This is a genomic window from Prevotella bivia DSM 20514 (assembly GCF_000262545.1).
Classification (GTDB): Bacteria; Bacteroidota; Bacteroidia; order Bacteroidales; family Bacteroidaceae; genus Prevotella; species Prevotella bivia.
Genome location: NZ_JH660659.1, coordinates 381,642 through 393,824, shown reverse-complemented (window position 1 = coordinate 393,824; position 12,183 = coordinate 381,642). Strand labels below are relative to the sequence as shown.

General features: G+C 48.7%; 11 protein-coding genes and 1 pseudogene. All 12 read right to left on the bottom strand.

Going from position 1 to position 12,183, the window contains the following annotated elements; translation table 11 throughout:
• Positions 1 to 27: 27 nt before the first annotated feature.
• Entirely contained in the window at positions 28 to 252 is a 225-nt protein-coding gene (locus PREBIDRAFT_RS02355) for a hypothetical protein (RefSeq protein ID WP_004335984.1), read from the bottom strand.
• Complete coding sequence (locus PREBIDRAFT_RS11665) at positions 249 to 4,034, bottom strand: hypothetical protein (RefSeq protein WP_004339089.1); 3,786 nt, start codon at positions 4,032 to 4,034, stop codon at positions 249 to 251. Before PREBIDRAFT_RS11665 ends, PREBIDRAFT_RS02355 begins: the two co-directional genes overlap by 4 nt.
• Before the next feature lie 23 nt (positions 4,035 to 4,057).
• Positions 4,058 to 4,522: a hypothetical protein gene (locus PREBIDRAFT_RS02345; RefSeq protein ID WP_004336477.1), complete on the bottom strand. Its 465-nt coding sequence runs from the start codon at positions 4,520 to 4,522 to the stop codon at positions 4,058 to 4,060.
• A 1-nt stretch (position 4,523) separates the two neighbouring features.
• Entirely contained in the window at positions 4,524 to 8,891 is a 4,368-nt protein-coding gene (locus tag PREBIDRAFT_RS02340) for a hypothetical protein (protein WP_004339088.1), read from the bottom strand.
• Between the two features lie 3 nt (positions 8,892 to 8,894).
• On the bottom strand, positions 8,895 to 9,089 hold the full coding sequence (locus PREBIDRAFT_RS02335) for a hypothetical protein (RefSeq protein ID WP_004339087.1): 195 nt from the start codon (positions 9,087 to 9,089) through the stop codon (positions 8,895 to 8,897).
• A 38-nt stretch (positions 9,090 to 9,127) separates the two neighbouring features.
• Positions 9,128 to 9,607: a hypothetical protein gene (locus tag PREBIDRAFT_RS02330; protein WP_004339086.1), complete on the bottom strand. Its 480-nt coding sequence runs from the start codon at positions 9,605 to 9,607 to the stop codon at positions 9,128 to 9,130.
• Positions 9,607 to 10,113, bottom strand: a complete 507-nt coding sequence (locus tag PREBIDRAFT_RS02325) for a hypothetical protein (protein ID WP_004336164.1) — start codon at positions 10,111 to 10,113, stop codon at positions 9,607 to 9,609. The genes PREBIDRAFT_RS02330 and PREBIDRAFT_RS02325 overlap by 1 nt, the downstream gene beginning before the upstream one ends.
• A gap of 44 nt (positions 10,114 to 10,157) precedes the next feature.
• Positions 10,158 to 10,409, bottom strand: a complete 252-nt coding sequence (locus PREBIDRAFT_RS10910) for a hypothetical protein (RefSeq protein ID WP_230583412.1) — start codon at positions 10,407 to 10,409, stop codon at positions 10,158 to 10,160.
• 16 nt (positions 10,410 to 10,425) lie between these two features.
• Positions 10,426 to 10,983, bottom strand: coding sequence for a hypothetical protein (locus PREBIDRAFT_RS02320; RefSeq protein WP_004336166.1), 558 nt, complete (start codon positions 10,981 to 10,983; stop codon positions 10,426 to 10,428).
• Positions 10,984 to 11,007: 24 nt separating this feature from the next.
• Positions 11,008 to 11,478: an N-acetylmuramoyl-L-alanine amidase gene (locus tag PREBIDRAFT_RS02315; RefSeq protein ID WP_004339085.1), complete on the bottom strand. Its 471-nt coding sequence runs from the start codon at positions 11,476 to 11,478 to the stop codon at positions 11,008 to 11,010.
• Complete coding sequence (locus PREBIDRAFT_RS02310) at positions 11,471 to 11,719, bottom strand: hypothetical protein (protein WP_004339084.1); 249 nt, start codon at positions 11,717 to 11,719, stop codon at positions 11,471 to 11,473. Before PREBIDRAFT_RS02310 ends, PREBIDRAFT_RS02315 begins: the two co-directional genes overlap by 8 nt.
• Before the next feature lie 24 nt (positions 11,720 to 11,743).
• Positions 11,744 to 12,163: pseudogene (locus PREBIDRAFT_RS02305) on the bottom strand (hypothetical protein); the annotation flags it as partial.
• Positions 12,164 to 12,183: the final 20 nt, after the last annotated feature.

The window sequence follows — 12,183 nt, the reverse complement described above, 5'->3', positions numbered from 1 at the left end:
CAAGTAACTGTTTTACCAACTCCATAATTATGATAGCTTAAAAGGAAAGGTGTATGTAAATCCATTGTTACCCTCTATCTCAACACCGTGCGCAAGAGATAGCGCATGACAGATGAAATCTTGTAATAGCTTTGAGTGAGCAGAAGCAAACCCCTCACCCGTAGCATCTTCAATTCTTTGAACAGTGACCTGCGCAAAGCGGTTATCTTTGGCTCTGTGCGCCTCTGTAATATGTATGCAAATTCGCTTCATGTCCAATTCAAGTCTGCGCTACCAGAACGAAACACGCCTGGAGCAAGTTCATTTACATTACGTGATCTTATCCATTCAGGGTATACATAGACATACTTACATGTAACACCTCCTTCAAGGCGGTACATACCACCAATATCATTAACATAGATTGATTGCTTATTATTCCCATTTATCACAGTCCATTCCTTACCAGCTTCAAGGTTACTAAAACTATAAGAATAATTTCCATCGCAATTAAAGACAACAACATCTATTGCAACTATAGTATTCTCTACTTCTTTTGGGGCTGGAAAATCTATGGTACCCCAACATAAAGGGATTAAATATGTATCCCTACCATATGCGAGAGGTGATTTTTCCAATTCGATTGGTTCTGTACTACTCCCTCTTGAATAATATACAACCATAGTTCTATTTGTGACAACAGCGACTATTTTTTTGAAATGACTAAAACACCCGAGTGTAACTATATCGTCTGCATATAGGGTGTTTTTAAATCTTCTCGATAATCTTGTTCTTGGTAATTTAAGAAAGATATCACCCTCTATCGATAAGCCGACCTTATCTTTAGCAAAAGTAATTCTACCAGAGGATAACCCATTCTTATTGAAACAGGTCAGAGTTCGGAATGATCCACTTACACCATCAAGGTTACCCTTAAAAACACTATCTCCTTCTACTACGAGATTCCTTATCTTAGCACTTTTAGCGTCAATATCTCCTGCACGTAAGGCATCTGTTAATATTTGCTTAGCATCTATAAAATCAGCATTCAGTTTGCCGTCAGTAGTAAAGAAAGCAACCTTGCCAGTTGTGCTAACAACCTTAAATCGGTCAGCCAAGATATCAAAGGTACTATTTTCTCCATCTATATGAAAACCGACAGTCTCCAATCCTGTACGTAGGTCACGTACTATTGCGGAGATACTCTTACCGCCCACATTAAATTCTGCTTCAAACTGCTTCGTAGTATAGTGTTGCGATGCAGCCCAATCGTCAATGTCAAATTCTTCACCTGTTGCCTTTGAACGTACACAAACAAGTAAATCGTTCTTGTATTTATCTTCATATGTAGCATTCGACCACTGATCACCTTTGTCATAAGGTGGCACAGGCTGCTCATGTACGAACATTCTACGCTTTCCGTCGGCTGTGTCCTGTGCTCTCTGTGCAGCTTCGAGAGACTTCAACACGTCAGCGTCGGTTATTTCTTTCCAAGAATATGTGTTGCTAGGATTCTTCTCAAATGAATACGCTCGACCGCCACCTGTCTCTGCGTAACTTCTATTATAATAGATGTCATGCAAGTGCATCTCCTTTGTCGCTTCGTCCTTCCACTCACTGGCAGGCTCTGTTGAGGCTGTCGGCACAGCATCACCGAACCATATTACGATTTGCTTGTCTGCCTGATCCTGCACAGCGTTAAGTTGTGATTTCAAAGAGGCTATGTACTCCTCCATCGGCATATCGTTGCCGTGTTCGTCAGTAACCATCCACCAAGAGCCTTCAGTCGGACTCATCTGAATCTTTGGTTTAGGCATTGAGAAAGAGTTGATGCCGATATACATACGATAGTAAGGTGAGCCTGTCCCTGCAGCCGCCTGAATAATTGCGTGCTGACGTGCTGGATTAGTCTTATTACCGAGAGTCGATACTTCATCGCCTACCTTAGGCTCATCGCTACCACTTGCGTAATCGTCAGCGTTTGTATTACCACAGATGTCCACATAATCAGTACCGAGCCCGAAGACACGTCGATGCCAATAGTGATTTGACAACTTACCTTGCTGATTAACTAAGTTGAACGTCTCACAATAAGCGTAATCGTCCATTCCCATGGTATTGCTGACCATCCGTCCGTCACCATCCTGCTGGGTGAAGTAACACCTCCAGCCACCGTCTATCTTCTCAATCTTGGAAATGGTGAAGCTGCCAGGAGAGTTGATTACCTTACCATTGATATGTGTCGACTTCATCAGCTGTACCTCTTCTGCCGTCAACTGCTTACGCACATGTAGGTAATCACCTTCAATATGGTAGTTACCTTGCTCATCTGCGTAGATACCTGCGCCTGAAGAACCTTTAACAAAATTACCAATTAGAATCTTAGAGAGTAAAGCAACTCCATTCTCATCAATATGGAACTGTCCGTTGCTTCCAAGACCTATACCCTCAAGGAAGGTTATAAGTTTTGTTGCGACATCTTCAGCTGTCTTAGAAAGAAACTCTTTATGAGTACGACGAGCACTGTAGATATTCGTATCTGCAGGTTTAGTTGTATCTCCACTCTGTATTAAGTCTGGAACATTCAATGCACCAACTAAGGCTCCAGTGTAGTTCCTCACCTCAGTTATAGATTCACTTACCTTTGTCATCACACCTGTAGAGAGTGCATCACTGATTTCAATATTCATCTTTCCTGGCAGATTCAGTTCTCGACTGATACGAGTAATACGACTTTTCCGATAACCAGTCTTAGGAAAATATTCAGAACTCTCTAAGCGGATACGACGTCCAACAAATAAGTCAACATGATTGTCTTCTATCCATACATGATCTGTCGGTGCTTTATAGCGAGATACATCAAGGGCATTCCTCTGATTATACTTCTCTACAGCCTCACGCAACTCCTGCTCTGCCAATGAGTAATACTCGTCTGGCATTCTTAGGTTCCATAGGATATACTTATCACCGATTTTTGGCACCAGCACTCCTCCAGGTAATTGTGTTCCATCATTATATGGCCATATCGTGATAATTTCAAACTCTTTGGTCTCACTATTGAAATTTACCTCAAAATAATGGTCTGCATCAGTTCCTAAGCCTGCAAGTTCACTTCCTTCTTGAAATGAAACACGCTTTACCAAGTTTGCAATTTCATACTTATTAGGGTCGAAATTCAGCTCTGAGTCTTTGAAATAGTAGATGGTAAATGGTTTGCCATCATTGTCTTTTACTTCTTTCTGACGTACACTACTCACTACGCCAACACGACGAGGATAAATATTTGCAAAAGCAGTTTGCTCATAATGATGAATAATACCGTATTTCTCAACATTCACATCGACATACTTTTCACCATTAGGTAACATTAGACGACTATGTCCATACTTTGTACTGTCAATATTGCGTGAACTTCCTATAGGGAATAGTCTTGTATAGAACTTAGCACCATCTGCTATATCACGCTCAAGAGACACAAGTCCTTTATCATAACCTAAGGTAAGTTCCTCACCATGTTCACATCGACATAAGTTCACAGTCTGCCCATCAAACCACCATTCAGTATGTACTGCATCAGCAAGTTCCTTCAGTCCATCATTACAATACTTACCAGTGTATTCTATCGTAATGTTCTCCGTTCCCTCAACAATACCAACCTTAAAATTTGTGAGCCCATCCATACCCTCGTTGATATTCTTAACTATGAGACGCATATGGTCAATCGGTCGAGCCGTCAGGGAGAACACAGCTTCATTCTCGCCATCGGTATTATTGAGGACCAGAAAACGAGTAATAAGGCTCTCTATGCCTTTCATCTGAAAACTATATTCCCACTCCATAGTACTCTTCTGGGATGGGACATATTTTTCAGTAGCCCAATAACGTTCACCTTCATAGTCGAGATAATCATTTACGTCTATGGAGATACACTCATATAATGTAAAGGAAAGTTTCAAAAGATTGTCACCTTGAATTTCCTTATCCTGTGTGCTACTTTCTGATGGTTCGAATGTAGCTTTTACTTGTCTGTTACTATCAAACAGTGTTAGAAGCATATTTAAATAGTGTTAGAATCTTGTTATAAAATTGGATTTGGTTCTCTGAACTTCACCTTGAAACTACTTGCCTGAACACCCTCCTGCCAAAGGTAGGTAAGAGAACGATAGGACGTGCTATCAAGATAGAATACTTTAAGGGTAAGGTTGAGTTCTCGAAATACTATTGTTAGCCAACCATTCTCGCCTGCTTTTAGGAAACAAATGAATGCCATATACTTCTGCAGCCATACCTCACGTGTAGGAGCATATAGTGCAAAATTTAGTGTTATATCACGCTCTGCATTAGCAGGTGTAAGTACTTGAGAATATTTTTTTCCATTATGCTCACGAATATCTACTCCCACATGATCCTTTGCCTTACTTGGGGTAAGAATAGCATTGAGATTCTCTCTGCCACCTCTTTTTTCTTCGGTGAGGAACACGCCATATTCTTTCCATATGTCGGTACCATTAATAAGCACCTGCCCTTCTAATATCTTTGTCATGTTACTTTACTTTTACACCGTCACGAATTATCTTTTTAATATCATCGCCTATTACCTTCAAGGAGGCTGCACTACTGCCAGTATTCTCTTCTATCTTTCGGAGATGTTCCTGTGCTGCATTCATTTTTGCTGCTACATCTTCAACATGATCATCAATGTTTGCCCAATGTATCTGACCACTAACGAATAAGCCTTCAAGCTTTGTTGCCTGATCTTGACTCATAGCCATGAATGCACCATTCTGCCCCTGCTGTGTTGTACCGCCTTTTTCTGTTTCCTTGATTACACCAACTTGTCTGAGTTGTTCAATATCGCTCTGTGCGCTTTTAACATACTCGTCATACTCATGCTTCAAGGTCTCAAGGCGTTGACGATACTCAGCATCTGTCACTTCACCTGTTACACGTGACTTGTTGATTTTAGCAAGGTTCTCATACCACGTTTCAAGATTCTTTTGAAACTTAGAACCAACAATGTTGTTGACAGCCATCTTGTTTACCATGATTTGCCAGTTATCAGCAATCTCATCAAAAACCTTTTCCGAACCGTCGGCAAGAGAGTATAGAGAGTTGAGGAAGTCATCAAAGACTTTGTCCTTGGTCGTGGTGGTCAAGTTTTCATAGAGGGCATCCGTAATCTCCTTCAGCTTGCCTGCCTGCTCGATATACTTGTCCAGTTTCTCGGCCACCCGACCGCCGTAGCCGCCCTTACCGGTATCCTGCAACATCTTCCACATATCCACATTGGAGCGCAGCATCTTCATTTCCTCTGGGCTGAGGTTCCAGATGTCCCCGTTCCACTTCCTGCCCATCTGGGCACTCAGGCGGTCTATCTGTTCCTGACTGTAACCGCGCCAGTAGTAGTTGAAACTGTGGTGCGCGGAATGGTAACCAGCCTGTTCCTGGGCAATGCCCTTGTAGTTGTCGATTGTCTCGCGTTGCAGTTTCTCCGCATCATCAGATATGCGGATGGCGATGGCTCCCCGAGCAGTCTTCATCTCATCGGTCAGGTCTTCGATGGCCTGCTCGAGCAACTCGTTCCGCTTGGTCAGCCGGTCGATGGCCTCCGCGACTTCCTTCTCGTTGGAATTGGTGAACCAGTCGCTCGGTCCCTTGGAACTCAAGATCCCGAAGGACAGGATATTGCCGATACGCCCCAGTACAGTGTCAAGCAGACCGCCTATGCCGTTCACGATAATGCTTTCCAATACCTTGAACAGATTCTCCGGCAGGTCGAAAATGGCATCTATCAGGTTGCCGATGGCGTCCAATATGCCCACCACGAGGTCATCAATCCATCTGAGGGAGATGAATTCCGTAATGGCATCAAGGATGCCCGTCACGAAGTTCTTGATGCCGTGTACCATGTCGAGTATCAGTTTGGGTATCTGGGCCACGATACCGATGATACCGCCAAGCCCGCTTGACAACACGTCCGACAGGCTTCCGCCGATACTCCCCAGCGCACTGCCCATCGTTTCTGACAGCGTGGTGCCTATCGTCTTCGCCATGCCTTCCCCCATCTGCGGAAGTATGGAATCCAGCGTTCCTTTCAGCTGGTCTATCTGCCCCACGGACTGCTGAATGCCGCCAAAACCCTCCACGCCCTGCCAGGCCTTGGCATTGCTTAATGCTGTTGTCAGTCCGCTCGTGAAATTCGCCACCTCATCGGAGGTCTGGTTCAGTGCCGCACCGAAGTCCTCCATACTCTCATGTGCCTGGGCTGTGGCATCGCCCAGTTCCTGCGCCTTGGTCTCAAGTTCCCTGTACTGCTCTTCCGTAATCTCTCCTGAGGCGAGTTTCTTCTTGCCGTCATCCCTTGTCTTCACGGCGGCTTCCTCTGCCTTCACGGCGCGGTCGTAGGCGGCTACGCTGTCCGTGAACTGCTTGATAGCCTCGTCCAGCTTCTGCCATGTCACACTCTGGTCGGTACCGACATACTGGCGCATCTCCTGTATCAGATCCGTTACCTTCTGCTGTGTCTGGGCATCGGCGTTCCTGTATTCCTCCGTCTCGACGTATGCGCGCAGCTGTTCCATCATCGGTGTTATCATCTCCTTGGTCAGGTTGCCCACGCCGCTGAAGAGCGCATTCCAGTCGATACCACGGCTGATTTCCTCGAACGATATGCTAGCCTCGCGTTGCTGCTGTTCCTTGCGGAGTTGGGCTTTCTTCCACTTCTTCGTACTGTCGCTCACTTCGGAAGCGTCCACCTCGGCTATCTTCTGCGCTGTCTCCTTGGCGATAGCCAGCTTCTTCTGCTGGAACGAACCGTATTCCCTCAGATATTCGCTCATCGCCTGCATCTCCTCCCTGCGCTGTTCCAGCTGCTTCTTCGCCTCTTCCCTGGCAATCTCTTTCTCGCCGTCCTTTTTCTTCATAGAGGCAAGGGTACGGGCTGAGGCAAGTGCTTCGGTCTGTTCCCCAGAGAGATGCCCCTTTTGTGCATCGCGCCATTTCTTTTCCTGGGCGGCGAGTTCCTCCATTTCCTTCTTGTAGTTTTCCTGGATTTGTCGGCGTTTCTTTTCCGAGCCTTCCTTGAGCAGGTCTATCTCTGCCTGGCGGTTCTTCTGCTGGAGGGCGAGCAACTCGGAAGCTATGCGTTCTTCCTCTTTCTTGGTGTCTTTTTTCGTTTTTTCTTTTTTAGGCTTGCCTGGTGCAGCATGACCACCGATATTCGCACTCTTGCCAATGGATGCAGCCTGTTTTTCCAAATCGGCAGCCTGTTTGAGATAGCTGTCGCGTTCTGCCTCCAGTTCCTTGGTTCGCTTGTTGTATGCTTCCTTGTTATACCGCTCTACGGCCGCATGACCATCGTACATACCATTGCTCTCTGACTGCATCCAGTAATGTCCCATACGGGCAAACCAGCCCATATCGCTTTCCGCATTGCCTGGTTTGGTCGCCTTGTGCTTGTTTACTTTCTCATCGGCTTCCACGGCCTTGTTCACGAGCGCCTGCGCCTTGGCCTGGAGGAAAAGCATCTGTATGTACTGCTCGGCTTTCTGGGTAAGTACATCGTACCATTGGGCCACGGTGTCATAATAGCCGAAAGCCTCGCCGTACTTGCGGTTCATCTCCTCACACTTCTTCTTCTCCTCTTCCTTGGAACCGGTGAAGTTCTTTAGGCTCTCCCGGGTGGTGTCTATCTCAAAGCGGGTCTTGATCATCTCTGCCCGTCCTTGTGATTCAATCTCGATACGCTCCTGGGTTTTCCGTGCAGCCTCTTCCTGTGCGTCGGACAGCTTGTTCCACGCCACGATAAGTCCGGTAATGACAACGGACAGACCGAGCGTCAGCGTGGCCATAAGTGCCGTTGCCGCGGCATTGGAAATACCCAGTGAAGTGGCAAGGCGGTAGTTGGCAGCCGTCAGCAGGTTTTTGACTTTTGTTACCGTTACAAGCCGAAAAGCGCTGTCCTTGTTCAGGGCATTGAACAGCTGCTGCAGCCCCATGGTGATGGCCATGACGCTCTGTACCCGTGCCTGCACCTTCATCAGGTCTTCATTCTCGGAAGCGAAAAGGGACATCACGCCCGTGGCGGTGGTGAATGCGCCCGACAGACCGTTCACGCCGGAGATGAAGCCCTGAAGGTTCGCATCGTCATTGGCGAGGATACTGGTCTGGGCACGCAGGTCTCCCAGTGTGTCCGAGAGCTGCGCAGCCTTTTCGGCCATCTGCCGGTACTCCTCGGTGTTCTGCTCACCGTTCAGACGCATGCGCGCCATATCGTTCTGCAGTTCGCGCAGCTGGCGCGACAGGCGCTTGTTGCTTTCCTTGTTCTTTTCCTGCTCTGCCGTCAGCTCGGCAAGGATGGTCTTGTCTTCCTCAAGAGCTTTCTTGGCAGCGTTCAGTTCTGCCAGAGCCGCGGACTGCGCATTGCCAGGAGCGGCTTTCTCGTAAGCCTTCTGCAAGGCGCGCACGTCTGTCTCCACCTGCTTCACGACGGCTTTCTGCTCCGTTATCTTATCGGTAAGGCTCTTGTTCGCCGCTGCCGCTTGTTCCTCAGAAATGGTTATCTTGCGGTATTCCTGCTCCAGCTGGGCGACACCCTGTTTGGCCTGCTGGTGTTCCTTCTCTAGTTGCTGCAGTGCGCCTATTTCCTCGGCAAGGACTTTCTTGCATGCACTGATTTCTGCGAGCAGTTCCTGCTGACCAGTTCCCGGCTTCATAGTCTGAAGCTTACGCTGCATCTTGTCCAGGTCGGAGTTCACGCCGTCAATGACCTTGCGCTGGTCATCAATCTTGGTATTGATGACCAGGGAGGCACGGCGGGCTGCGCCCAGCAGCTGCTCGACGCTCAACTTGCTCTTTTCAAGTCCCGCCGTCAGGTTGTCCCGCATCAAAAACTCTATCTCTACTGGTTTCATTCGCTAGTGTTTTAAGTTGCTTTGAAAAAATGCCACTATATCGCTGGCTTCACCTTCAGGACTTTGTGTGCTACCGTTGGCTTGCTTGTCATCTACATAGCGGGGAGCATCGCTCAGCATCATGATTAGTGTCTGGAAGTTCACACCGTTCAGGATATAGTCCACGCTCCATCCTGTAGCACTCGCTATCTGCCATATAAACCCAAAGGGGCTATGGGAGCCTTCCCAACGGCTCTTTAACTCCCCCTCTTTCCTTGGCTCAGTCTCAGCTTCATCGGATTCGTCATCTCTGCTGATCTGATAATAGGTATAAAAGACTGCGTGCCCATCAGCAATACGAATTGGCTGAAGGCTGCCTTCTGGTACTCCCACTTCATCGAGTGCAGCACGAGCCATGACAGCAGCCATACCGGCAGCCACCAGCGTTCCATCGTCAGGGCGATGATACGGCTCAAGGTCTTGCCATGCCGGGCAAGGAACAGCATCTGTTCCTTATAATCCATCGCTTCTAGTTCGGCCGTCGTCGTGTCCATAGACAGGTAAGCATGCGCAATCTTTATCTGTCGGGCCAGCGTCGGGCGCTTCATCGTCAGCCGAAATCGCAGCGGCTCTTTCTTGAAAGGTATCCTTAAATCCTTGAGAGGGAGGGAAACACCCGCATCAAGCAAGGCTTCCGCTCCCTCTCTCTGGATTTTCCTGATTACTTGCTCGTCCATCAGCCTTCACCCAGAGTGTCATTGATTTCGTAAGGAGCACCGCCATTCTCGGGCTTGTTCACCTTCAGCTGGCATTCTACCTTCGAAACTTCGGTCAGCGTCAGCTTGCCGCCGAGGTTGGCCAGAATGGTTCCGTTGGGAATGGTCATCGTCTGACCGCTCACGAAGTCGATGGTCCACTTGTCCCTCAATTCCACAAGGGAGGAAGGAGCCTTCCAGCCTGTAACTTTCTCATTTCCGCTGCCACCAGTCTTCACCAGCTCACCGCCGAGAATGTTCTTCAGATTCTCGTAATCCAACTGGATGAGGTTGAAAGTCGGACTGACCTGTCCGTTCTTTTGGAGCAGGGTCAGCACAGGCGCATCGGGAACCTGTTCGGCTTCCACGTCCACACTCTCCGGCTTAGCGCCGCCCCAGTCCCAGCTACCTTTTTCGATGTAACCTATCAGAGTAGCCCCTTTCTTCACGGCTGCAATGCCGTAGATGAATTTCTTGTTCTTGCTCATTTTCTAAGTTTTATAAAAGTGAATTGTCGTGCAAACGAGGGCAATCAAGCTCGCTTGTTTTGCCGAGTATAGCCGACAAAAAACTTGGTTAATACTATTCCGATTATCCCGGACAGAAGCCCGGCACAAAAATACTTGAGCCGCATGAGGAAGCCGTTACCGGTACTTTCCTTCGCCTCCTCCTTATGCTCAGCCTTGCTGTCGCTCGCAATTTTGAGTTGCCGTTTCAGCGTGCTGATGGTCTTGGCATATCTGGCGCACACCAGTTCCAGGCTGTCGCATCCGGCTTCAATCACTATCCGTTCCGGCTCATCAGCCGTCGGCGCCTTGTGGCTCACCTTCACGCTCGCCTGACCTTTCCTCGCCGTGTAGCCCGCCCCTTGGGGCAACAGGCGAAGACTGTCCAGGTTCAGTGTCAGGCTTACCGTCGACATCGGCACCTTCACGGGCATCTGGCTCGTTTCGGTGATGCTCACCGCCTCGCTGTCCCTTGCCTCGAGAGTGCTTTGCACGACTTGGCTTTCCCTCGTCAGCCTCTTCGTCGAGCGACAGCTCGCCATTGACAGGACAATTAGCGCGATGAGGGCAAACCTGAATAGCCTCGATAGCGCGGGAGAGGCGGTTGAGCGCACGCCGTGTCCGGCTGTTCTCGACTCCCAGAGCCTCAATCTGTTCTTTGGTCTCTTCATATTTCTTCTGTGTTTCAACCAGCAGCGTCGAGATGTCCTCGTACATCGTCTTGTAGGTGTCGTGCACCTCCTTGGCGGTCTTGGCCTCCCGCGCCTTGCGGTTCGCAATCCACGCAATGGCGGCACCGATACCGCCAGACGGGATTGCCCATTGCAGAATCTGTAATATCGTGTCTGCCATTGCTTGTATATTGTGAATTGTAAATTATGAATTATGAACTCCTATCTCGCGCAGCCACTTGCTAACGTCAAACGAAGGGCACGCCTTGCCCGGGTTCAACTCATGGTGTCCCACGATGCGTATCTGGGGGAAGCGGCGGTGAAAGTCCTGCACATAGCGTTTCAAAGCCTCTCGCTGCGCTGCCGTCCGGGTATCCTTCGGCTTTATGGCCTTGTCGCAGCCACCTACATATACGATGTGCCGGCTTATGCTGTTGAAGCCTGCGGCACCGTTGGTAACCTCCCAGGGATCGACGCAGGCGTCTTCGTTGTTGTCCACCAACCGTTCCACGCGACCGTCGAGGTGCACCATATCCGTGTAACCCACCTGCTTCCAGCCACGCCCTCCCTTGCTTACCGGGTTGGTGTGCCAGTGGCGTATCTCCTTGGAACTTACCTCACGGCCTTCAGGCGTGGCGGTGCAGTGGATTACAAGATACTTCATCGGCTTACTCATCGCCTTCCGTTTTGGTGGATACCTCTGGCTCAGTTTCGGGTTCCGGAGTCTGCTTCACCTCCTCCTGTGCCTCTCCGAGGATATAGGCAGGTTCTGTATTGCCCTTGAATTCCTTGCACAGCCCGCGCTCAATGAGCGACTTGGCACGTTCCTTGTCCTTCACTTCCAGAATAATCTCTGGCTCATACACCGTAACATGGTCGTCACGGTCACGAAATACGCTTGTTACTTTCAGCTTCATTTGTATTGCTTTTTTTGGTTATACTTATCCCTCAGGAATGCTTGGATCCTTGTAACCGCTCATCATCACTGCACCGGCATCTGTCTTTTTCGGCATGCAGATGAAGTAGTGGCGGAAGTTGATGAGTGAACGCTGGTTCTGTGGGTCCGTCGATGCCTCACTGTAGTACATCTTCGTAGAACCCGTAGCCTTGAAGACACGAGGTACATAGAAGGCGAAAGAGCACTGGAACTCACCGGTCGCAGCACTGGCACCGACATCCTTTTTCTTGCCGGCAGTGGTGTACAGCGGATTGTTCGCAAACTCATAGATGTCAAAGCCGTACAGCCTGCCTACCGTGCCGTCATTGCGGTTGATGTTGTACTGCTCCTTGAACACCTGGGATACTTCCAGCAGGTCGTTCGCATGATCGCTGCAAAGCACGAGGCGACGTCCCTGGGCAGGATGGAAAAGCCACACTAATT